At 62.6% G+C, this 23914-nt stretch carries 19 protein-coding genes; 8 read left to right on the forward strand and 11 right to left on the reverse strand.

Annotation, left to right across the window (positions count from 1 at the left end):
* Nucleotides 1–245 precede the first annotated feature (245 nt).
* Entirely contained in the window at nt 246–710 is a 465-nt protein-coding gene (locus tag O0879_RS27055) for a DUF494 domain-containing protein (RefSeq protein WP_099665525.1), read from the reverse strand.
* Nucleotides 711–804: 94 nt separating this feature from the next.
* Nucleotides 805–1908, reverse strand: coding sequence for a DNA-processing protein DprA (gene dprA, locus O0879_RS27060; protein WP_289913576.1), 1104 nt, complete (start codon nt 1906–1908; stop codon nt 805–807).
* A 305-nt stretch (nt 1909–2213) separates the two neighbouring features.
* Between dprA and def the strand changes: the two genes are divergently transcribed.
* Together def and fmt are read left to right on the forward strand one after the other, a co-directional pair.
* Nucleotides 2214–2756 (forward strand): peptide deformylase, encoded by a 543-nt coding sequence (def, locus tag O0879_RS27065; RefSeq protein ID WP_034784735.1) that lies wholly within the window; start codon nt 2214–2216, stop codon nt 2754–2756.
* A 107-nt stretch (nt 2757–2863) separates the two neighbouring features.
* Complete coding sequence (fmt, locus tag O0879_RS27070; protein ID WP_289906774.1) at nt 2864–3820, forward strand: methionyl-tRNA formyltransferase; 957 nt, start codon at nt 2864–2866, stop codon at nt 3818–3820.
* 87 nt (nt 3821–3907) lie between these two features.
* Here fmt and O0879_RS27075 read toward each other — a convergent pair whose 3' ends face one another.
* Nucleotides 3908–6379: an IPT/TIG domain-containing protein gene (locus tag O0879_RS27075; protein WP_289919715.1), complete on the reverse strand. Its 2472-nt coding sequence runs from the start codon at nt 6377–6379 to the stop codon at nt 3908–3910.
* A 641-nt stretch (nt 6380–7020) separates the two neighbouring features.
* On the opposite strand from O0879_RS27075, the gene metH reads away from it, so the two are divergent.
* Complete coding sequence (gene metH / locus O0879_RS27080) at nt 7021–10815, forward strand: methionine synthase (protein WP_289919717.1); 3795 nt, start codon at nt 7021–7023, stop codon at nt 10813–10815.
* 120 nt (nt 10816–10935) lie between these two features.
* Nucleotides 10936–11307 carry an SPW repeat protein gene (locus O0879_RS27085; RefSeq protein ID WP_099665530.1) on the forward strand — a complete coding sequence of 124 codons (372 nt, stop codon included), beginning with the start codon at nt 10936–10938 and terminating at the stop codon, nt 11305–11307.
* A 72-nt stretch (nt 11308–11379) separates the two neighbouring features.
* On the opposite strand, the gene O0879_RS27090 is transcribed toward O0879_RS27085, so the two are convergent.
* From O0879_RS27090 to rsmB, 8 genes are all read right to left on the reverse strand, one after another.
* Nucleotides 11380–12660 (reverse strand): EAL domain-containing protein, encoded by a 1281-nt coding sequence (locus tag O0879_RS27090; protein ID WP_077399474.1) that lies wholly within the window; start codon nt 12658–12660, stop codon nt 11380–11382.
* 137 nt (nt 12661–12797) lie between these two features.
* The gene (locus O0879_RS27095; RefSeq protein ID WP_099668254.1) at nt 12798–13577 is read right to left on the reverse strand and encodes a class II glutamine amidotransferase; all 780 of its coding nucleotides are present in this window, start codon (nt 13575–13577) and stop codon (nt 12798–12800) included.
* A gap of 77 nt (nt 13578–13654) precedes the next feature.
* Complete coding sequence (locus O0879_RS27100) at nt 13655–13912, reverse strand: DUF3567 domain-containing protein (protein ID WP_077399469.1); 258 nt, start codon at nt 13910–13912, stop codon at nt 13655–13657.
* Nucleotides 13913–14065: 153 nt separating this feature from the next.
* Nucleotides 14066–14467 carry a GTPase gene (locus O0879_RS27105; RefSeq protein ID WP_289919718.1) on the reverse strand — a complete coding sequence of 134 codons (402 nt, stop codon included), beginning with the start codon at nt 14465–14467 and terminating at the stop codon, nt 14066–14068.
* Complete coding sequence (locus tag O0879_RS27110; protein ID WP_034784724.1) at nt 14464–15183, reverse strand: response regulator; 720 nt, start codon at nt 15181–15183, stop codon at nt 14464–14466. Before O0879_RS27110 ends, O0879_RS27105 begins: the two co-directional genes overlap by 4 nt.
* A gap of 98 nt (nt 15184–15281) precedes the next feature.
* Nucleotides 15282–17579 (reverse strand): ATP-binding protein, encoded by a 2298-nt coding sequence (locus O0879_RS27115; protein WP_099665532.1) that lies wholly within the window; start codon nt 17577–17579, stop codon nt 15282–15284.
* Nucleotides 17579–18085, reverse strand: coding sequence for a DUF4390 domain-containing protein (locus O0879_RS27120; RefSeq protein ID WP_251350982.1), 507 nt, complete (start codon nt 18083–18085; stop codon nt 17579–17581). The genes O0879_RS27115 and O0879_RS27120 overlap by 1 nt, the downstream gene beginning before the upstream one ends.
* Before the next feature lie 97 nt (nt 18086–18182).
* Nucleotides 18183–19604, reverse strand: coding sequence for a 16S rRNA (cytosine(967)-C(5))-methyltransferase RsmB (gene rsmB / locus O0879_RS27125; RefSeq protein WP_289919720.1), 1422 nt, complete (start codon nt 19602–19604; stop codon nt 18183–18185).
* Between the two features lie 376 nt (nt 19605–19980).
* Between rsmB and argS the strand changes: the two genes are divergently transcribed.
* Genes argS through O0879_RS27145 form a run of 4 tightly spaced genes read left to right on the forward strand, consistent with a single transcriptional unit; the run spans nt 19981 to nt 23907 of the window.
* Nucleotides 19981–21690 (forward strand): arginine--tRNA ligase, encoded by a 1710-nt coding sequence (gene argS, locus O0879_RS27130; protein WP_289919722.1) that lies wholly within the window; start codon nt 19981–19983, stop codon nt 21688–21690.
* Nucleotides 21691–21710: 20 nt separating this feature from the next.
* Nucleotides 21711–22427, forward strand: coding sequence for an SPOR domain-containing protein (locus tag O0879_RS27135; RefSeq protein ID WP_289919724.1), 717 nt, complete (start codon nt 21711–21713; stop codon nt 22425–22427).
* A 9-nt stretch (nt 22428–22436) separates the two neighbouring features.
* On the forward strand, nt 22437–23108 hold the full coding sequence (locus O0879_RS27140; RefSeq protein ID WP_289919726.1) for a thiol:disulfide interchange protein DsbA/DsbL: 672 nt from the start codon (nt 22437–22439) through the stop codon (nt 23106–23108).
* A gap of 37 nt (nt 23109–23145) precedes the next feature.
* Nucleotides 23146–23907, forward strand: coding sequence for an SDR family oxidoreductase (locus O0879_RS27145; protein ID WP_289919728.1), 762 nt, complete (start codon nt 23146–23148; stop codon nt 23905–23907).
* Nucleotides 23908–23914 lie beyond the last annotated feature (7 nt).

A 23914-nucleotide genomic window follows, 5' to 3' on the forward strand; every position in this document is an offset into this window, starting at 1 on the left:
ATACAGTGCATTGCCAGGCGCCGACGCTTTTGTCTGCGCAAGGCCTTGTGACTTGTGGTCTTGTCAAGCGGCCAATGATAAGCGCCTATTGAAGAATTCGGCAAGTTATCTGCAAGCAAGAATGCGCAAGCGCAAACACAACAGGCTGGCGGGCGCGCTGGTGCAGCACATGGTAATGGGGATGGCGCGGCAGCGGCGCCAGGGTCAGGCAGGCAGCGACAGCGGCCGCCAGCGACGCCTATATATTAGTGCAATAAGCGCGGCGGGAGGTCTTCGTCGTCGACAAACAGATCGTCGAACATCAGGGCGTCCGGTTCCTTGCCCTGGCTCCACAGCAGCATCAGCACGATGACTTTCAGCTTGCCCAGCGAAACGGGTGCCTCGTCGAGCGCCAGCGCCCGTTCGATGACGATTTCGCGCTGCAGCGGCGACAGCACCTTGGCGCTTTCCAGGAACTGGATGAAGCCGACGGCGGCCGTGCCCAGCACGTCGCTTTCCTGCTGCACATAGAAGCGCGTGCCCGTGGAGCTGGCCGTCAGGGTTTGTTCGACGCCGGCCATGGCGTTCAAGTCTGTCAGCCAGACGAGCGCTTCGGAAATCTCCACGTCGTCGAAACCGACGGCCGACAGTTTGCGCGCCAGGACTGCCGGCTCGGGGCAGGCATCGGGGCGATAGTAAGTCTCGTAGAGGTACACCAGGATATCGAACATGGCTCTACTCTATCAGCTAAGTTCGCTGCGACACAAGGGTGCGCGCCGACAAAGCGCCCCCGTGCGGCAAGGCCGCCACACAAGTGACAAGCTGTCATTTACAGCGTTGAAACAGTCCTCCCGGCAAGCGTTCCACCCGGCCCGCCAGCTCCAGCGCCAGCAATTCGCCCATCAGCACGCCCATGGCCAGGCCGCTGCGCGCGGCCAGGGTATCGGCATCGAGGGGATCGTGGCCCAACGCGGCCAGCAGCGGCGCTTCGTCTTCCACCGCTGGCGGCACTTGGGGCACGCCGCCCAGCCATTGCAACTCTTGCAGCACGTCATCAGCCGACTCGACCAGCTTGGCACCCTGCTTGATCAATGCATGGCAACCCTTGGCCAGGGTCGCATGGATGGAACCGGGCAAGGCATACACATCGCGCCCCTGCTCGCCGGCCAGGCGCGCCGTGATCAATGAACCCGATTGCGCGGCCGCCTCGATCACCAGCACGCCGCGCGCCAGGCCGCTGATCAGGCGGTTGCGGCGCGGAAAGTTAGCTGGCATGGCGGGCAAGCCCAGCGCGTACTCGCTGACGATGCAACCCTGTTCGGCAATTCTTTGCGCTAGATCAAGGTTACGTCGCGGATACACCAGATCGGCGCCCGTGCCGATCACGGCGACGGTAGCGCCCGCGCCGCGCAAGCCGCCCTCGTGTGCGTGCGTATCGATGCCCAGCGCCAGCCCGGAAATGATGGTCAGACCCGCCATGCTCAGCGCTTGCGCGAAAGCGGCCGCATTCTGCATGCCTTGCGCGCTGGCATTGCGGCTGCCGATGATGGCCACGCCGGGACGCGACAGCAGTTCCGCCCGCCCCCGTACATATAACAACAGCGGCGGATCGGCGATTTCCAGCAGCAGGGGCGGATACGCGGCATCGGCCAGGGTCAGCACGGCGTTGCCGGGCCGCTGCAGCCACTGCAGGGTGAGTTCCAGCTGGCTGTTGGCCACGGGCTTGGGCGGCTGCACGATGGCGCGCGCCACGCTGGCCGGCACCGCTTCGCGCAAGGTCTCGAAGGGTGTGGCGAAGATCTCCGGCGGCAAGCCGAAGCGGGCCAGCAAGGCGCGCGCCGCCACCGGCCCCACGCCGGGCAGATGCTGCAGGCGCAGCCAGCCTGCCAATTCCGTGGCCGTGTCTGCCGTCGTTGCAAGTGCATGCATGACCACCTCGCTGTGTACTGTGCCCTCCCATGCTAGCGCGATGGCGCGCACGCGATACCGACGCGCGCAAGGATGCGTGCAATGCGCGTGCAAAACGGCCCCCCATCCACAGGAGCATGGGCGTCTGTGATAAAATTTCCCTTTGCAGCAAACGATTAGCGCACTGGCAAACGCATCTGCCGCGCCGTTGTGCCATACGCGCCCAAGCATGGCGTACCCAACAGAAAATAGCCCTGCCATCGTTCGCATGGCCCAGGCATGAATAATCCGGCGCACCGGCGCCCACCTTAACCAGTCGAATCCGTATGTCCATATTAAATATCCTGCGTTACCCCGATCCTCGCCTGCACACGATCGCCAAGCCCGTCACCGAATTTGACGCGCGCCTGCAAACCCTGATCGACGACATGGCTGAAACCATGTACGACGCCCCGGGCGTCGGCCTGGCCGCGTCGCAAGTGGACGAGCATATCCAGATGATGGTGATCGACATCACCGAAGAAAAAAACCAGCTGCAAGTGTTCATCAACCCGGAAATCACCTGGGCCAGCGAGGAAAAACAGGTCTACGACGAAGGCTGTTTGTCCGTGCCTGGCGTCTACGACGGCGTCGAGCGTCCGGCCCGCATCAAGGTGCGCGCCCTGGACCGCCACGGCAAGCAGTTCGAACTGGAAGCCGATGGCTTGCTGGCCGTCTGCATCCAGCATGAGATGGATCACTTGCTGGGCAAGGTATTCGTCGAATACCTGTCGCCGCTCAAGCGCAACCGCATCAAGACCAAGATGATCAAGGAAATCCGTGGTCTCGAACGCGAAGCGAGCCTGCGCGCGCAGAATCGCCGTTTCTAAGCCGCTTTTGCAGCTGTGCTGATAGACTGACCGCAAAGACTGACCGTAACACCACGCCAGCCTGGCGCCTCCGGCGCGGGCCTGCGCACCTCACGTCAAGGAACCATATGAAAGTGATCTTCGCAGGCACGCCTGAATTTGCCGCCACGGCCCTGAAAGACTTGCACGAAGCGGGATTCGAGATTCCGCTGGTGCTGACCCAGCCCGACCGCCCTGCCGGACGCGGCATGCAATTGCACGCCTCGGCCGTCAAGCAATATGCACAGCAGCACGGCATCGAGGTGCTGCAGCCCTTGTCGCTGCGCATGGACAGCAAGGATCCGCAGCGCGCCGCCGAAGCGAAAGCGGCGCACGAGCGCCTGCTGACCACCGACTACGATGTGATGGTGGTGGCGGCTTACGGCTTGATCTTGCCGCGCAGCACCCTCGACATCAAACCCTGCATCAATATCCACGGTTCCCTGCTGCCGCGCTGGCGCGGCGCCGCGCCCATCCACCGCGCCATCGAAGCCGGCGACGATGAAACGGGCGTGACCATCATGCAGATGGAAGAAGGCCTCGATACGGGCCCCATGCTGGCCATCGAGCGCACGCCCATCGAAGCGGGCGATTCCACCGCCAGCCTGCACGACAAGCTTGCCACCCTGGGCGGCAAGATGATCGTCGAGACCCTGCGCAAGATGCAGCTGCAAGCGCTGGAAGCCGTGCCGCAGCCGGAAGCGGGCGTCACCTATGCGGCAAAGATCGCCAAGGAAGAAGCGGCGCTCGATTTCAGCCTGCCGGCGCTGGAACTGGGCCTGAAAATCCGCGCCTTCAATCCGTTTCCCGGCGCCTGCGGCCAGGTCGATGGCACCACCATCAAGATCTGGGCCGCCGACGTGCTCGAAGCGGACAGCAAGGAAGCGCCGGGCCAGGTGCTGGCGGCCGACGCCCAGCACGGCATCGTCGTGGCCTGCGGCAATGGCTCGCTGCGCCTGACGGAACTGCAAAAACCGGGCGGCAAGCGCCTGCCTGCGGCCGAATTCATCAAGGGCTTCCCCCTCGAAGGCAAGCGCTTCGCCTGACTTCACCGGATTGCACCGCGCCATCATCCCGATGGCCATAAAAAAAGGCTTGCCGCGGCAAGCCTTTTTTGCATCCGCCCCGCGAGCTTAGCGGCGCTGCACCTTCATCAGGCGTGCGCCCAGAGACGACGACAGGCTGACCTCGAAACGGCCGCCGGCCGGCAAGGCGCTCACGTCGACATTGGCTTTGCCACCCGTCAAGTCACTGGCGACCACCGTCTTGCGGCCATCGGCAGCCACGTGCATGACGGCGGCATACGGTTCCGCCTCGGCATTCCAGACCAGCACCAGTTGGCCGCCGCTTTGCGTCGCATCAAACGTGGCATCGTTGGCGGCAGCCTTGCTGCGGCGCGCCGGGCGTTCCAGCTTGGCCAAAGCCTTGCCATTTGCCAACACTTGCACATCACTGATTTCGCCCGGATTGGCGAAGCTGACGCGGAAGTGGCTCATGGCGTTGCCGCCATGGTCGGCCACGGAGACGCCATCGAAGGGCAAGTCGATAGTCTGTCCGGACGCCGTCAACACGCGCAAGGTATAAGCATGGCCGCTGGCAGCGGCGCCGATGCGCGCCGACGAGGCAACAGCCGGGCGCAGGGCCACGCCGCCAGGCGTGATGCGACCGGAAATGGTCAGGTAGCCGTTCTCGGCCACGGCCATGCTGGCGGCCAGCACATTGCTGCCCGTAATCTGCGTGCTGCGTTTTTCCAGGAATTGCTGCACCCGCGCATAGCTGTAGTCGGAGAACCAGGCGCCGCTGCAATAGCTCATCACGTCCTTCATCGGCGTATTGCCATAGACTGCCTTGCTCAGCTGGCCGATGCTGCCTGCATAGTTGCTGTTGTACAGCGGTTGCGGGCCCAGATTGCCATTCGCATATGGGTAGTCGACAGCAGCGCCAGCCGGACCGCCGCAGGGAACGTGCTGCAGCGAGTGATTGTGGCCCAGCTCATGCACGAGCGTAGTCAGCCACAGAGGCCATTGATTGGAGAATGGGTCGACCGCCGCGATGCTATTGGACTGGGCATCGAGGCCGATGGCCGACGTAAAGTCGTTGCCGCTGCTGCGCTCGTTGATGTAGGCCAGGCCGGCGGCGTTGGTGACGGACATCTTCGGCACGAAACCATAATAGTAGGCGCCGCTGTCTTCCAGCGCGCGCCGGTTTTCCAGCTTGCCCAGGGCATCGCTCCACCAGCTGTCGGCCGTGCTGCTGCCCGGCATGCTCAGTGCGGCGCGCGTCGTGATGCTGATATTTTCCGTCGCATACGGATACACGCGCAGCAGCGCGGCGCGGATCACCTCGGCATCAGGCAGTTGCGCCACGCCATCATCGGTGCTCAAGGGCACGAGCACCAGACGGATCTTGGCCAGGCTGGCCACCACGGGCGCCGCTTCCTGGCTCACTTGCACGCCGTCATTGCCGACGGCCGTCACGCGCACGCGCACGCCGGGCAAGATCCAGCCTGCAGGCAGGACGGCACTGAAATTGCCGCTGAAACTGTCATCGTTCTTCGTCGTCGGCAAGAGCGCCGGCCCCGTCATCGCGATGCTGCCCAGATTGCTGCCATTGGCGGCGGTCGCATTCAAGGTGACCGCCGGGCTGGACTGGCCCGCCTGCCCGGCCAGCACGGACACGCGCACGGCGGCCGGCTTGCCGCGCGTCAGGCGCAAGGCCGTATTGCTGGCATTCAAATTCAGTACTTGCGCGAAATCAATGCTGCCCAGGGTAAAGGCCGACACCGTGCCCGCATTCACGGCGATGCGCGACGCAGCCGCCAGCATCACGTTGCCCGTTGCCGAGTCTGGTGCAGACAATACCAGCTGACTGGCACTGGCACTGACGATGACGGCCGGCGTATTGCCCACCGACGCCGAAGTGACCTGGTCGAGATTGCTGCCCTGCACCGTCACGGACAAGCCCCCGCTGTTGACGGCCGAGGTGATCGACGTCACCGTCACGCTGGCCAGCACCGTGTACGTGTCGCCGCTGAGCACATCGTTGTAGGGACCGCGCACCGTCAGCGCGCCTGTCGCCGCGCCCGCAGGCACCAGCACCGTCACGCTGCCGGCCGTCTGGCTTTGCGGCGTTGCCGCCGCACCATTGCCAAACTGCACCGCCGTCACGGCGCCCATGCCGCCGCCCGTGATCGTCACGCTGGAACCGACGCCGCCCGTCGCCGGTGCGACGCTGCCCACGCTCAATGGCAGGTACACATTGACGTTATAGCTGGTGGACGCCGTGCCGCTGGCGCTGACGAGGCTCAAGGCGCCCGATACGGGCACGCCCGGCATGGTCAGGGTGATGCTGGTGTCGCTGGCGGCGCTGGTGGCAACGGTCACGCCGCCCACCTGGAAAGCCGTCACGCGACTCAGATTCGTGCCTGTAAGCACCAGGCTGCCACCGACGGCGACATTCGCCGCCGAAACGGCCGTCACGGCAGGCAGCAGCACGGGCGTACCCGACGTGGTCGCCACCACCGTGTCGCCGCCCCCACCGCCGCCACCGCCGCAGGCGGACAGGCCCAGCATGACAAACAATGCGACAAGCAGATGGTTTTTCATGGCTGGCAACCATGTTGATGCAGCGCGATGCCGGGAAGGACACGAGATAAATGTGACATATTGGTGACTTTTGGTGAGAATTTAATTTCGAAGAACCAATATTATGGTTTAGTTCGATTCCCAAAGACAACTATTAATGCTTTTGATTCAATTGGTTTTGATAATAATTAAAATATCTGCTTGGCAAACTTTATTCTGAGCATTATTCCCCTCACTCTGTGTTGGCTAAAATCAAAATTACTTTCCTTTGCAGCTATTGCCATTCGACTCATTAAAAATATGCTGATGCGGCGTAAATAATGTGGAAATTTTTCCACAGCCTAGACGCCATATCGTTCTGCCAACTTTGCTGGAAGAATTAACGTTTTGAGTAAGATTTTCAGGAATGTAATTTTCAGAAGCAGGCGTGGCGGCAGGCGATGTGTTGCAAGAAGGCCTGCCGTGGGGCGAACGGCCGCTTTTGCTTAAAACCAAAGCAGTCTGATGCCGTATAATTTTAGACCCGGTGAAATCAGGCGATTGCCACCTTCTGCCTGCCCTACCCGGCCGGCAACTCTCCGTCAGCTGATCCTGCTGACCCGCATCCGCCTCGTAACGTCTTGTCGCCGCGCCGCCGCCCGTTTGCCTATTGAAAGCATGAAATGAACGATACCGTGATCCCCGCCATGTCCCCGACCGAAGCCACCTTGCGCGCCATTCTGGCGCAGCGGATCATGATTCTCGACGGCGCCATGGGCACGATCATCCAGCAATACAAGCTCGACGAAGAAGCGTACCGCGGCGGCCCCGCCGGCCGCTTCATCGATTTCGCCGCGCCGGCCGACAGTGGCGCGCGCGAACTGTTCGTCAAGGGCAATAATGAGTTGCTGACCCTGACGCAGCCGCACATCATCCAGGAAATCCACGAGCGCTATCTGGCGGCCGGCGCCGACCTGATCGAAACGAATACCTTCGGCGCCACGACGATCGCGCAAGACGATTACCACATGGCCCACCTGGCCTATGAAATGAACGTTCAGGCGGCCAAGCTGGCGCGCGCCGCCTGCGATAAATATTCCACGCCGGACAAGCCGCGCTTCGTCGCCGGCGCCCTGGGGCCCACGCCGAAGACGGCGTCGATCTCGCCCGACGTGAACGACCCGGCCGCGCGCAACGTCACCTTCGACCAACTGGTGGCCGCCTACCTGCAGCAGACGCAGGGCCTGGTGGAAGGCGGCGCCGACGTATTGCTGGTGGAAACCATCTTCGATACCTTGAACTGCAAGGCGGCCCTGTTCGCCATCGACCTGTTCTACGAGCAAAACCCGGATGTCGTGCGCCTGCCGCTGATGATTTCGGGCACCGTCACGGACGCGTCGGGACGCATCTTGTCGGGCCAGACCGTGCCCGCCTTCTGGAATTCCGTGCGCCACGCGAAACCGCTGACCATCGGCCTGAACTGCGCGCTGGGCGCCGCCCTGATGCGCCCGTACGCGGAAGAGCTGGCCAAGATCGCCGACACCTTCGTGTGCATCTACCCGAACGCGGGCTTGCCCAACCCCATGAGCGACACGGGTTTCGACGAGTTGCCAGCCGACACGTCCGCCCTGCTGCGCGAATTTGCCGACGCGGGCTTCCTGAACATGGCGGGCGGCTGCTGCGGTACCACGCCCGAACACATCGCCGCCATTGGCGAGTTGCTGTCGAAAAACACCCCGCGCACCGTGCCGGCCCCATCGCATGACCTGCGCCTTGCGGGCCTGGAACCGTTCGTCGTCAATGACGAGTCACTGTTCGTCAACGTGGGCGAGCGCACCAACGTCACGGGCTCGAAGGCGTTCGCGCGCATGATTCTCAACGAGCAATATGACGAGGCGCTATCCGTGGCGCGCCAGCAAGTGGAAAACGGCGCGCAAGTGATCGATATCAACATGGATGAAGCGATGCTCGATTCGCTGGCGGCCATGACGCGCTTCCTGAACCTGATCGCCTCGGAACCCGACATTTCGCGCGTGCCCATCATGGTCGACTCGTCGAAATGGTCGGTCATCGAAGCGGGCCTGAAATGCGTGCAGGGCAAGGCCATCGTCAACTCGATTTCCATGAAGGAAGGCGAAGAGGAATTCCTGCGCCAGGCAAAGCTGTGCCGCCGCTACGGCGCGGCCGTCATCGTCATGGCCTTCGATGAGAAGGGCCAAGCCGACACCTTCGAGCGCAAGATCGAAATTTGCGCGCGCGCATACCATTTATTGATCGATGCGCTGGACTTCCCGCCGGAAGACATCATTTTCGATCCGAACATCTTTGCCGTCGCCACCGGCATCGAAGAGCACAATAATTACGCCGTCGACTTCATCAACGCCACGCGCTGGATCAAGGAAAACCTGCCGTACGCGAAGATCTCGGGCGGCGTGTCGAACGTGTCCTTCAGTTTCCGCGGCAACGATCCAGCCCGCGAAGCCATCCATACCGTATTCCTGTACCACGCCATCAAGGCTGGCATGACCATGGGCATCGTCAACGCCGGCATGGTGGGCGTGTACGACAATCTGGACCCGGAATTGCGCGAGCGCGTGGAAGACGTGGTGCTGAACCGCCGCGAAGACTCGACCGAGCGCATGATCGAATTTGCCGGCACCCTGAAGGCGGGCGGCAAGGCCGAGGCGCAAACCCTGGCCTGGCGCGAAGGCACGGTGCAGGAGCGCCTGTCGCATGCGCTGGTGCACGGCATCACGCAATTCATCGTGGAAGACACGGAAGAAGCGCGCCAGGAACTGCTGCACAATGGCGGACGTCCCATCCACGTGATCGAGGGCCCGCTGATGGCCGGCATGGACGTGGTCGGCGACCTGTTTGGCCAGGGCAAGATGTTCCTGCCGCAAGTGGTGAAATCGGCGCGCGTCATGAAACAGGCCGTGGCCCATCTGATCCCGTTCATCGAGGAAGAAAAGCTGCTGGAAGAAAAGCGCACGGGCATCGTCGCCAAGCCGAAAGGCAAGATCATCATGGCAACCGTGAAAGGCGACGTGCATGACATCGGCAAGAACATCGTCACCGTCGTTCTGCAATGCAATAACTTCGAAGTGGTCAACATGGGCGTGATGGTGCCGTGCTCGGAAATCCTCGCCCGCGCCAAGGTGGAAAACGCCGACATCATCGGCCTGTCGGGCCTGATCACGCCATCGCTGGAAGAAATGGCCTATGTCGCCAAGGAAATGCAGCGCGACGAACACTTCCGCATGCTGAAGATTCCCCTGCTGATCGGCGGCGCCACCACCAGCCGCGCCCACACAGCCGTGAAAATCGCCCACAACTACGAAGGCCCCGTGATCTACGTGCCGGACGCCTCGCGTTCCGTGTCCGTGGCGCAATCCTTGCTGACGCCGGAACAGCGCGACAAATACGTGGAAGACATCGAACTCGACTACGCGCGCATCCGCGAACAGCACGCCAACAAAAAGGCGCTGCCGATTTTGCCGCTGGCGCAGGCGCGCGCCAACAAGATGTTCGTGCCCTTCGACGGCCCGTGCACGCCCGTGAAACCGAAGTTCATCGGCCGCCGCGTCTTTAAAAACGTCGACCTGGCCACCCTGGCCAACTACATCGACTGGGGCCCGTTCTTCCAGACCTGGGACCTGGCCGGCCCCTTCCCCGCCATCCTGACGGATGAAGTGGTGGGCGACGCGGCCACCAAGGTCTACGCGGAAGGCCAGGCCTTGCTGAAAAAACTCATCGACGGACGCTGGCTGACGGCCAACGGCGTCGTATCCTTGCTGCCAGCCAACAGCGTCAATGACGACGATATCGAGGTGTACACCGACGATACGCGCAGTAACGTGGCGTTCACGTATTACGGCATGCGTCAGCAGGGCGTGAAACCCGTGGTCGACGGCGTGCAGCGTCCGAACCAGTGCCTGGCCGACTTCATCGCGCCGAAGGCATCGGGCGTGAAGGATTACATCGGCATGTTCGCCGTGACGTCCGGCCTGGGCATCGAGAAATACGAAAAACGCTTCGAGGATGCGCACGACGATTACTCGTCCATCATGCTCAAATCCCTGGCCGACCGCCTGGCCGAAGCGTTCGCCGAATACCTGCACGAGCGCGTACGCAAGGATTTGTGGGGCTATGTGCCGGACGAGCACCTGGGCAACGACGACATGATCGCGGAGAAATACGTCGGCATCCGTCCGGCGCCCGGCTACCCTGCCTGCCCCGAGCATACCGTCAAGAAAGAGATGTTCGAAGTCATGCAAGCCGAGGAAATCGGCATGCAGTTGACGGAATCGTATGCCATGTTCCCCGGCGCGGCCGTGTCCGGCTTCTATTTTGCCCACCCGGAGTCGAAATACTTCGTCGTCGGCAAGATCGGCATGGACCAGGTGGAAGACATGGCCAAGCGCCGTGGCGTCAGCATCGAGGACGTGGAACGCTGGCTGGCGCCGAACCTGTCGTAATGCCATAATATAAGCACAAGGCGCGCGGAACTTATCGCGCGCCGAAGCGCACTAACGCAGTATGCCGGCCGGCATGCTGCATGCCCGCTCCGGCCCGTTCCCAACCGGCAAGGAGGATATATGGCAACCAATTTCAAACTGAAACGCTGGCAGGATCAGGTGATCCTGTTGCTGGGCCTGTGGCTCGTCGTCTCGCCCTGGGCGTTTTCCTACCCCGAAGGCTCGCCGCAGATGATCAACGCCTTTGTCTCGGGCCTCGTGATCGCCATCCTGGCCGCCTTCGACCTGTACAAGACGTATTTCTGGGCCGTCGTCGTCAACCTGCTGGTGGGCGTCTGGGTCGCCGCCTCGCCGTGGATACTGCGGCTGGCCGAACAGCGCGTCGTCCTGTGGAACGAGCTCGTCGTCGGTATCGCCGTCGTCGTGCTGGCCCTGTGGGAACTGCGCACCGACCCCGAACTGCACAAGCACTGGCCCGGCGCCGCGGCGTAGTGCAGCTACCGGCGTAAAAAAACCCCGCCGGGCACTGCCGGGCGGGGTTCTTGATATGGCTAGCTATGCCAATTACAGGGCGTATCTGACAACGTTATCGCTCCATTCGTAGGCGGCCATTTCCAGCTCCACCAGGTCGTCCGGCGACATGGCCAGGTCGCGCAAGGTTGGCACGATCTCGCCTTCCATGTCTTCGATGCGCTCGATGCACTCGGCCAGGCGCAGCAGGTCGCCGTAGAAGCCTTCGCGCGACAGCAGCGCTTCGGCCACTTCGTCGATCACTTCGATCTGGCCGAGGATTTCCGACATCGGCACGCCGAACAGGGTATCCATCAGCGACATGATGCCGACCGTAAAGGCGATATCGGCCGAATGGGCGTGGTTCGGGCGCAGTTTGTGCGCGAGCAATTCCAGCAGGCGGCCGCGCGTGGTGGCCAGCATCAGCAGCGGCGTCATGCTATGGCCGCGCTTGCTTGGTTCCGCGTACAGCATGATTTGCAGCCAGCGCTGCAATTGGCGGCGGCCCAGCACGGTCACGGCCTGGCTCAGCGAATCGATGCGCTGGCGCGCGCCCACGGCAGGTGTATTGACCAGGCGCAGCAAGTTCAGGGCCAGCGACACGTCGCGCTTGATGGCGCGCTCGATGTCCATATTGTCGGCATCCGACGTCACCAGGGTCATCAATTCCATGACGGCCAGTTGCGACGGCGACAGTTTCTTGCCCGTCATGATGGCGGGCTTGGCAAAGTAATAACCTTGGAAGTAATCGAAGCCCAGGTCCAGGCCCGACTTGAATTCTTCGCGCGTCTCGACCTTTTCCGCCACCAGTTTCTTGTTTTCCTGCTTGAAACGGGGCGCCAAGGCTGCCAGCACTTTCGGGTCGACCGTGCTCATGTCCATCTTGACGTACTGCACCAGCGGCAGCAGTTCCTGCACTTGCGCCGTGTCGGACACGACGTTTTCCAGCGCGAAAGTGAAGCCATGACCCACCAGCTCGCTGATGCGCGCGCGCACTTCCGGCGTGACGGGCATCGATTCGACGATTTCCAGCACGACTTTTTCACGCGGCAGGAACACGAAGATGTCGCTCATGATCACGTCGGCATCGACGTTGACGAAGCCAAGCGCGTCGCCGATGACCTTTTCCATGCCCAGCTGGGAAGCGTGGGCGATGACGGAGGCCGTGGCGGACAGATCGCTGGTAATGTTGGCGGGACCGACCGGAGCGTTGCGGAATAGCAACTCATAGCCAAACAGGGCTTGATTGCGGTCAAGGATAGGTTGTCGCCCCAGATAGAACTCGCGCACGCGCAAGGGTTTCGGGGTGATGTCGTTGCTGGAAATATCGATCATTAACTCTTCATCAATCACGTCGAGTGACACCGGCCGCGCCGCGCCCGCATCAAGGTTCACTATTGACAATACTTTAGCTGAATTCCGCCCGCGCTGTGGGTATTTTGGCAGCAATCCAGTTTATTGTCGTCAACAAATTAGGCGACTGGCGTGTCTTGCACCATCCCGTCGACAAATAATTTCAATTCACCCGGCGCAAACGCCGTCCATTGCTCATTCGTCGTCAGCGGCTGGGTAACAATCACGGCCACGCGGTCCTGGGGTGTCGTCACCTGGGAAAAGTCCACGCTCAGGTCTTCATCGGAGAGTTTAGCAGTTGGAAACGGATGTTGTCGCACCAGATAGTGCAAGCTGGTCGAGCAATGGGCAAACAGCGCCTCGCCGCTCGACAGCATCATGTTGAAAGTGCCGTGGGCCGCGATGCTGGGCAGCAACTCCGCCAGGGCCGCATGCAGTTGCGGCAATGCCGGCGGGGCATCGCCAAAGCGCGCGTGCAGTTCCTGCAGCAGGTAGCAGAAAGCCCGTTCGCTGTCCGTGCAGCCGACGGGGCGGTAACTGCCCGTCAGCACGGGGTTGAAATCCTTCAAATCGCCATTGTGGGCAAAGACCCAGTAGCGGCCCCACAGTTCGCGCACGAAGGGGTGGCAATTTTCCAGTGCCACCTGGCCTTGCGTCGCCTTGCGGATATGCGCGATGACATTGCGCGACTTGATCGGGTAGCGTTTGATCAGTTCGGCCACGGGCGAGGCGATGGCCGCCTGGTGGTCGACGAAATGGCGCACGCCGGCGCCTTCGAAAAAGGCGATACCCCAGCCGTCATGGTGGGTATCGGTATGGCCGCCGCGCATGGCGAAGCCGGTAAAACTAAAGACAATGTCCGTGGGGACATTGCAATTCATTCCGAGAAGTTGGCACATGGTCTGTTTGCAGCTGGATAACACAACCACCATACCATGCCGTCAGACGGATTGGTATGGTGGCGATAGCCATCCGGTCAGTGCAACAGGACGGGCTGGCTCATGAGGGAATCATAGCTGCCCAAAAATTCATCGATCTCTTCCATGCTGGGTTCGCTGGCGATCAGCTCCGTGACGTCGCGGCGGAAGTGTTGCGCAAGGATGCCCGCGATAAACGTTTCCCGCTTGCCCCCCTTGTCGACGATTTCATAGCCGCCAAAGCGCAGGGCTTCGAGGTCGCCGTCGACGCCGAACTCCACGACGCTGTATTGTTCGCTGTTATAGATCAGGTTCATTTTGCATCCTTCGCTCAAGCAGGAGAAGCTCCTGCGGTGTCAGAACAGAGGTGGGGTTCACACGGCGCCATTTCAAGCGGCCATGCCACCCTGCGGGCTACAGAGTTGTAACGAGATGCAAACTACGACTGCGGTAAGGCGATCAAGAAATCGTCAGGAAACCACCATGTCTGCTTGCAGCGCCAGCAGGGCATCGTAGGGACTGGCGGTGAGCCAGGTGCGCAATTGGTCGATGTGCGTGGCGTCGGCCAGGCTGATGAACAAGTGTGCGGGTGGATGGCGCAGCAGACGATTCAATGTTACACGCAATACGAGATTGCCGCTGCAGCACAGGCAACCTGGCGCGATGCGCAACAGTTGCAATGGAAATGATGAAGGAGGAGAAACTTGCCCGGCCAGGTCCGCCAGGATGGCGTTGCCGTCAGCCAATCCTTCCAGGATCACGGCGGCCGGCTGGCCAGGCGGCAAGGCTTGCGCGATGGCCGCTTCGCGCCCGGCGGCGCGTCCACCGCTGACCAGGGTCAGCGGCGTCGGACGCCGCACGGCTGCCGTCACAGGCTTTTCTTGGCCAACTTGCCCGGTTCGACGCCCAGCTGTTTCAGCTTGCGATATAAATGGGTGCGCTCGAGGCCCGTTTTTTCCGCCACGCGGGTCATGCTGCCGCCTTCGCGTCCCAGGTGATGTTCGAAATACATGCGCTCGAACGCGTCGCGTGCCTCGCGCAGCGGCAAGTCGAACGACAGGTTGTAGCCATGGCCTTCGGCCACCGCCGGTACGGCGATGCCTGGGCGCACCATCAGCTGTTGCGGCGCGCTGCCGCCAAAGCTCGGTACGGGATGGCTGCTTTCCTCGGCCACCACGGGCGCCACGGGACGCGGCGCCACGCTCGGCGCGCGCACGGTTTCCTGTGCCCGCGTCAAGCCTTGCTGGACTGCCTTCAGCAGTTTTTGCAGGGCAATCGGTTTCTCCAGGAAGTTCATGGCGCCGATGCGCGTCGCCTCGACCGCCGTATCGATGGTGGCGTGGCCCGACATCATGATCACCGGCATGGTCAGCAAGCCGTCGCGCTGCCATTCCTTGAGCAGGGTGACGCCATCGGTGTCGGGCATCCAGATATCCAGCAATACCAGATCCGGCGCACCGGCGGCACGCGCTTCGCGCGCCTGCTGCGCATTTTCGGCCAGCTGGATAGCATGTCCTTCGTCGCCCAAAATTTCCGAGAGCAACTCACGGATACCCATTTCATCATCCACTACGAGTATGTTTGCCATTCGTGTCTTGCCTTCCTCATTTCGCCGGCCGTCGCGCACAAGATGCACACGGCGGACAACTATGATTTTATTAGTGTTTTAAATACTAAACCAGACCCTCACGCCAGGAATTCCTGGGCAGGAGTGTCGGGAGCTAACTTTAACAGCAAAATGACCACCGAAGCGCCATTGCCGTCGACCCGGTTCTCGATATCGATGCGTCCGCCGTGTTCATCGATAATTTTCTTGACCATCGCCAGGCCCAATCCCGTGCCGCGCGCCTTCGAGGTCACATACGGCTCGAAGGCCCGCGCCAGGATTTTTGGCGCGAAACCAGGGCCATTGTCGCTGATGGCCAGCCGCACGGCGATATTCACGCCGCCGTCCGCACTGCGATAATGAATTGCTTCCGTCCTTACGTCAATCCGCGGATGCGGCGAGTCCGGCGGCAGGTCGGCCATGGCGTCCTGCGCGTTCTGCAGCAAGTTGTGTATCACCTGGCGCAACTGGGTCGGATCGCCCATCACCATCGGCAGGTTCGGCGCCAGCAGCGGGTGGATGATGTCGCCATCGTCGCCGCGCAGGTACAGGTTCAGTATCTCTTCGATCAGCTCGTTCAAGCGCAGCGGCGTGAGCACGGCCGGCGGCGTGCGCGCATAGTCGCGGAAGTCGTCGACCATGCGCTTCATCGCATCGACCTGCTTGACGATGGTGGTGGTGGCGCGGCTGAGCAGGTCGGCATCAGGCTGCTCCAGCTTGCCTTCGAGCTTCATCTGCAGGCGCTCGGCCGACAGCTGGATGGGCGTGAGCGGATTCTTGATTTCATGCGCCAGGCGGCGCGCCACCTCGCCCCAGGCGATCGAGCGCTGCGCGGAAATCACGTCGGAAATATCGTCGAAAACGACGATGTAGCCGCTGCCGGACTCCAGCGGCAGGCGCGAACCGCGCGCCAGCAAGGTGATGTCATGCTCGTCGGCACTGCTGCCCAGGCGGCGCGGAATCTCGATCTGGCGCTGCCAGTGCAGGCGCTGCTGGTTGCGGCCCGATGCCGATTGCGCGCTTTGCGCCGTGAAGGCGCTGATGATGGCGCCGCCAAACTCTTCCATTCCAGCAATATTCGCCAGCGGCTGGCCCACCATGCTCATGCCCGAATGCTGCAGGATGCGCTCGACCGACTCATTGCAGGTCACCAGTTTAAAGTCGCCGTCGAGCACCATCACGCCGGCCGACATGTTCGCCAGCACCGATTCCAGGTGGGCCTTGGCGTTTTGCAAGGCGGCGCGGTTGCTTTCCACGGCCGTGCGCGCATCGAGCAACTGGCGCGTCATGATGTTGAACGACTGCGTCAGGGTGCCCAGTTCATCCTTGGTGGCGACGATGGGCCGCGGCGACAGATCGCCCTCGGCCACGGCGCGCGTGCCTTCGGCCAGCAGCAGCAGGGGCTGGGCCAAATTGCCGGCGATCAGGAAAGCGCTGCCGATGGCGCCGAAAATGGCCAGCAGCAAGGTCAGGGTGAGGATTTCCATGTACATCTTGCGCAGTCCCACGCGCGCGACGAAACGTTCCTTGTATTCGCTGTAGGCGGCGCGCAGCACTTCGCCATTCGTCGCCAGCTTGGGCGGCACCGATTGCAGCAGTTGCAAATAGCGGGGCGAGACGGAAGGCCCCGGCACGGCCACCAGCACGCGCAGGCGCAGGCTGGCCGCCGTTTCCAGCGACGCCGGCAGGCCCGAGCGGAAACCGCCGCCGCCCGACTCCGTGCCATCGTCGTGCAGCTCCAGTCCGCCCTCGGCGGAGGCATAGCCGGCCGGCAAGGCCGCCTGCACCAGCATGGGCGGCGTCGGCAAGTCGGCCGCGCTGTGCGGCCCGGCGCTGGCCAGCAGCACGCCGTCGCCGCTGACGAGCATGACATTTTGCATGCCCTCTTCGCGCAGCAGGCTCGTCAGCACGGCCGGACCGGCCACCGGGTCGGCGCCCAGTTCTTCGACGGCTTTGTGGCCCCGGTGGTCGAGCTCGACCAGGGCCGCATCGAGGCCGGCACGGCCCAGCTCAATCCCCGATTCCAGCGCCGCTTCGATCTTGACGTTGAACCAGGATTCGATGGAATGGGAGACGAATTGCACTGAGACAAGGAAAATCACCAGGCCCGGCAGGATGCCGACGGCGGCGAACAGCATCACCAGGCGCGTCATCAGCTTGGAGCCGAACTTGCCGCTCTTGTAGCGCGCGTACAGGCGCGCCAGGGAAATGCCCACCAGCGCCAGCAGGGACACGGCGACGGCCGCGTTCAGGCCCAGCAGCCAAGTGTAATAGCGGTCGAAAAAGCCGGAATTGTCGGAAGCCGACGCCAGCAGGAACAGCAGGATACTGACAATGCCGCCGCCCACCACCAGCAAATAGCGCAATGCTTGACTCACTACTCCGCCGTATACAAGAAGGTTTTTTTATTCGAAGCCAGGCGCCAGTCGCTGTTATTGAAGGCATTGACCTGTATCGGCTTGGGCAGGTAGTCGCGGTCCATGCCCATGCGCAAGGTGACGTTGTACGTCTGCCCCACTTTCAGCTCGCCGCGCCGCGCCACCAGCCAGCGGCTGGGACGGCGGATCAGGAACAGCGCATCATCGAGCGTGGGAAAGCTTTGCTGCAAGCCGCCGCCCGACACATGATACTGGCGCGTCAGCACGTTATAGGACAGCTTGCTGGTCTGGCGCGCCACGATGGCTTTTTCATCGAACCAGTACCAGCGGGGCCGGGTCAGTTCGATTTCTGTCGTGAAATACAGCGGCACGCCATGCTGTACTGCATCATCGAGGTCGTGATTGAGCTCGAAGGAATACGTGGCGGCCAGCTTGTAGCCCTCTTCGCCCGACTCGATATAGGCACGGGTGATCTCGACCATGTCGGCGGCATGCGCGCGTGGCATGGTACATGCCAGCATCAGCAGCAGGGCCAGGAGTCGGAAGAGTCGTGTTGTCACAAGTGTGCCGGTAGTGTCCGTAAGATAAGGTTCGACGAATCGCTCAAGCCGCATTTTTTTGGAATAGCGCATAGAACAAACCGTCGTGGTCCTGCTCCGCGCTGCCAGTCGGCAACAGCTGGCCAGGCGCTGTCAATCGGATCGCATTATTGCGTACCGCAAATGCCGCCGCCTGTGCCTCGGATTCTTGCGGCCACAATGAACATGTCACGAACAGCAATTTACCATCGGGGCGCAGCATCTGCCACAGGTTGTCCAGAATTTTGGAGGAAAGTGTTGCAAGTTGGAACGCATCCCCCTTGCGGCGTAACCAGCGAATGTCGGGATGGCGGCGCACGATGCCCGAGGCCGTGCACGGCACGTCGGCCAGGATGCGGTCGTACTGCTGGCCGTCCCACCATGCGCTCGATTGCGCATCCTGCGCCTTCAGGGTGGCATCCAGGCCCAGGCGCTCGAGGTTTTCCGCGATGCGCGGCAGGCGCTTGGCGTCCGCATCGATGGCCGTCACTTGCACGTCGGCCAGTTCCAGGATGTGGCACGTCTTGCCGCCCGGCGCGGCGCAGGCGTCCAGCACGCGCATGCCATCTTGCAAGTCCAGCAGCGGCGCGGCCAATTGCGCGCCAGCATCTTGCACGGAAACGACGCCCTGCTCGAAGCCGGGGATCAGCGCCACGCCGATCGGTTTGTCCAGGCGCACGGCGAACGGTCCCACCTGGCGCGCGGCAATGCCCGCCTCCGCCAGCACGGCCAGATACGCTTCGACCGTGCTCTTGCGGCGATTCACGCGCAAGGTCAAGGGCGGCACGGCATTGCCGGCCGTCAGAATGGCTTGCCAATCGCGCGGGTAAGCCAGGCGCAGCGAGTCGATCCACCACTGCGGATAATTCCATTGTGCCAACGGTTGCTGCAGGGCCGCTTCCAGCAAGGATTTGCGCTCGCGCAAGAAACGGCGCAAGACTGCATTCACCATGCCCTTGGCATGCGCCAGATCAGGATGCGAAGTGGCCACTGTGACAGCCTGGTCGACAACGGTAAATTCTTCGTACGGCTGCTCGCCCGGCTCGGCCGACATCAGCGACAGCGCGCAGCACAGCAGGGCAGCCAGCATCGGCGGCTCGGGCGCCTTCGACGTCATCAGGCCGACCAGGGTTTCGCTGCGGCCCAGCTGGCGCATGGTACGGTAGGAAATGTCCTGGATGGCGCCGCGCGCCTGTGGGCTGGCGTTCGATTGCATAAACACCTTGGCCAGCGCCTGCGGCAGGGCCGTGCCCGTGCGCACTTGCGCCACGGCATTGGCTGCGCCCAGCAGGCAAAACGCCAGCGAGTCGGCGCGCAAATCGGGTTGGAAGCCTGGCTGCAAGACCGGTTTCAGGTCGGGATGGTAGCTGGGACGCAATTTCGGTGCGGCAGGAGCCTGGCCTGGCGCCGGCTTGGTTTTCAATTTCAGCGTGGGGCGCTTGTTCATAGTTATCCGGTGTGGCTGCGCGCGGCGGGCTGCATGGTGGCAAAGTCGCGGCCGCGCGTCATCAATAAAGGGTCGATTGTAGCGTTTGTGGCGCCCTCTGGCCCAAGCGATTGCAGCGATACATGTAAATTGCGGCAAAAAACTGCATATATACAAGCAGAATGCGCCATGCTGATGTTTTCATGCACCAACATAGGCATGCTGTCCTGATAATATCGTGAAAAGCGCCGGCACGGGCACACTGCCGGCTGGCGTATTGTTCCCGGCAGCAAACCAGTATAATTAACGCAGTCTGGGCGGCTTGGGTACTGGCCGTCCGTTTTGCATTTTGATTCATTCTATTCATTCTTAACGCGGTTCCACCGCCATCCTGCTCATGCTCGCCCAACAGAAACAAGAAATCATCGCCCTGTTCCAGGCCGCCCTCGCTCCCGTCCTGGCCGGCACCTCGCTTGCGCCTAGCGTAGTGCTCGAGCGACCACGCGATGCATCGCATGGCGACGTCGCCTGCAATATCGCCATGCAACTGGCCAAGCAGCTGAAACAGAATCCCCGCGAACTGGCGCAAACCATCGTGACGGCCGTGCTGGCCAATCCGGCCGGCAAGGGCCTGGTCGAGGCAGTGGAAATCGCCGGTCCCGGCTTCATCAACGTGCGCGTCTCCGCCGCCGCCAAGCAAGCCGTGGTGAAAACCATCTTGAGCGAGGCCGACAGCTATGGCCGCAGCACGGCAGGCGCCGGCAAGCAAGTCATCCTGGAATTCGTCTCGGCCAACCCGACCGGTCCGCTGCACGTGGGCCATGGCCGCCAGGCAGCCCTGGGCGACGCCCTGTCCTCGCTGTTCGACGCGCAAGGCTACAAAGTGACGCGCGAGTTCTACTACAACGACGCGGGCGTGCAGATCCAGACCCTGGCCAATTCCGTGCAGGCGCGCGCGCGCGGCTTCAAGCCGGGCGACGCCGAATGGCCTGAGTCCGCCTACAACGGCGACTACATCGCCGATATCGCCAACGACTTCAAGGCCGGCAAGACGGTCTCGGCCAGCGATGGCCAGCCAGCGACGGCCAACGGCAACGTGGAAGACATCGATTCGATCCGCCCGTTCGCCGTCACCTACCTGCGCAACGAGCAGGACATCGACTTGCAGGCGTTTGGCGTGAAGTTCGACAATTACTATCTGGAATCGTCGCTGTACGCGGACGGCAAGGTCAACAGCGCGGTGGAAACCCTGATCAAGGCGGGCCACACGTATGAGCAGGATGGCGCGCTGTGGCTGCGCACCACCGACTTCGGCGACGACAAGGACCGCGTCATGCGCAAGACGGACGGCACCTACACGTATTTCGTGCCGGACGTCGCATATCACCTGGTGAAATGGCAGCGCGGCTTCGTGCAAGCCATCAATATCCAGGGCAGCGACCACCACGGCACCATCGCGCGCGTGCGCGCCGGCCTGCAGGCGGTCGACATGGGCATCCCGCAAGGCTACCCCGACTACGTGCTGCACAAGATGGTCACCGTCATGAAGGATGGCGAAGAAGTCAAGATTTCGAAGCGCGCCGGCTCCTACGTGACCGTGCGCGACCTGATCGAATGGTCGGGCGGCGGCGACATCGCCAAGGGCCGCGACGCCGTGCGCTTCTTCCTGATCTCGCGCAAGGCCGACACGGAATTCGTCTTCGACGTCGACGTGGCGCTGAAAACCACCGACGAAAACCCCGTCTATTACGTGCAATACGCGCATGCGCGCATTTGCCGCATCCTGGAAAACTGGGGCGGCGATGCAAGCACGGTCGCCAGCGTCGACCTTTCCCCGCTGACGGCGCCGACCGAAGCGACCCTGCTGGCGACCCTGGCCGCCTACCCTGAAATGCTGGCGCGCGCGCAAGCCGAACTGGGACCGCACCAAGTCGCCTTCTACCTGCGCGACCTGGCCGCCAACCTGCACAGCTTCTACTTCGCCGAAAAAGTGCTGGTCGAGGACGAAGCCGTAAAGTTGGCCCGCCTGGCCCTCGTCATCGCCGCGCGCCAGGTACTGCGCAACGGCCTGGCACTGATCGGCGTGTCCGCGCCAAACAAAATGTAATCGCGAAGGTCAAACCGTCAATGAATCACGCTTCCCGCTTCTCTTCGTCCCGGCGCCAGCAGGGCAATACCCTGGTCGGCATCATCATCGGCCTGGTCATCGGCCTGGGCATCGCCGTGGTGGTCGCCCTGGTGATCACCAAGGGCGCCTCGCCCTTCACCGACAAGTCGGGCAAGGCCGGCAAATCGGCCGAGCCGACGGCTGGCCAGATCGCCGACCCGAACAAGCCGATGTACGGCAACAAGGAAGCGGCCAAGGAAGCGGCGCGCGACTTCTCCAAGGAGCCGCGCGAGATCGTCACGCCGACGCACCCTGCCGCACCGGCACCCGCGCCCGCCACCGCGCAGCAGCCGAAGGCGCCGCCGCCGGACGCGCTGCAGGAATTGATCGGTACATTGAAGGACAAGCCGGCGCCGAAAACGCCGGCGGCAGCACCAGCAGCGCCCGCGCCGCAAGCCAAGGCAGACGCGAAAGAGGCCAAGGCCGATGCAGCCAGCGACAAATGGATTTATTATCTGCAGGCCGGCGCCTTCCATGACATGTCGGACGCCGAAAGCACGCGCGGCAAACTGGCGCTGCTCGGCTTCGAAGCGGCCATCAGCGACCGCAGCACCGACGCCGGCGTGCTGCACCGCGTACGGGTCGGGCCGTTCAACCAGCTCGAAGCGATGAACCGCGCACGCACCAAACTGTCTGAAAACGGCATCGATGTCGCCGTCGTCCGCAACCAAAAATAAGGAACCAGCATGCGTTTTCTGAAGAACCTCCTGATCGCCGCCGCCCTGTGCACCGCCGCCATAGGGGCGTCGGCCTCGCCGGCCGAGCCGAAGAACGGCGTCGAGTACGAAACCCTGCCCGCGCCGCAGGCGACGGAATCGGGCAAGAAAATCGAAGTGACGGAATTCTTCGCCTATTACTGCCCCCATTGCAACGTGCTCGAACCGCAGCTGGCGGCCTGGGTCAAGAAACAGGGCGACAACATCGTCTTCAAGCGCGTGCACGTGTCGCGCGATGACAGCGTGGCGCCGCAGCAGCGCTTGTTCTTCACCCTGCAAGCCATGGGCCTGGTCGACAAGCTGCACACCGGCGTCTTCCACGCCATGCACGTTGAACGCAACCGCCTGAACACCGACGACGCCGTCTTCGACTTCGTCGCCAAGCAGGGCGTGGACCGCCAGAAGTTCACCGACACCTACCGTTCGATGGGTGTCTCGGCCCGCGTGCGCCGCGCGGACGCCATGATGCAGGGTTATAACGTGACGTTCTGGCCCATGATCGCCATCGATGGCCGCTACATCACCTCCCCTTCGCAGGCCGACCAGGGCAGCAAGTCGGCCAAGAACGAAGAGCAGCTGAACGCCCAGGCGCTCACGGTGATGGACGTGCTGGTCGCGAAAGCCAAAGCGGAAAAGAAATAAGCATGGCCACTTCCCTGGCGCGCCCGGGCATCGCCTGATGCATCGCGTTTTCATCACGGGCGCGTCAAGCGGACTGGGCGCCGCCCTGGCGCTGCAGTACGCGCGCCAGGGCGCCCATCTGGGCTTGCTGGCCCGTCGCGGCGACACCCTGCAGCAACTGATCGCCTCCCTGCCCCACCCTGAACGCCACCGCGCCTACGCCGTCGATGTGTGCGACCACGCCGCCCTGAAAAGCGCGGCCGGCGACTTCATCGCCCATGCCGGCGGCATCGACGTCGTCATCGCCAGCGCCGGCGTGTCGTACGGCACCTTGACCGAACATGCGGAAGACCTCGACGCCTTCGCCCGTTTGATCGCCATCAACGTCACGGCCACCTTCGCCACCTTCGCCCCCTTCATCGCCGCCATGAAAAGCCAGGGCAGCGGACGCCTGGTGGGCATCGGCAGCGTGGCCGGCATCCGCGGCCTGCCCGGCGCCGAAGCCTACAGCGCCTCGAAGGCGGCCGTCATCAGCTACTGCGAATCGCTGCGCCTGGAATTGAAACCGGCGGGCATCAAGGTCGTCACCATCACGCCCGGCTACATCGACACGCCGATGACGCGCCATAACGCCTACCGCATGCCTTTCCTGATGCCGGCCGAAAAATTCGCCGTGCGTGCCGCGCGCGCCATCGCCGATGGCGACAGCTACCGCGTGATCCCGTGGCAGATGGGCGTCGTCGCCAAGCTGCTGCGCGCGCTGCCAAATGCCATCTACGACCGGGCCTTCGCGAATGCGCCGCACAAGGCGCGCAACTGAACTGACC

This window comes from Janthinobacterium sp. SUN120, from assembly GCF_030397735.1.
Lineage (GTDB): Bacteria > Pseudomonadota > Gammaproteobacteria > Burkholderiales > Burkholderiaceae_D > Janthinobacterium > Janthinobacterium kumbetense.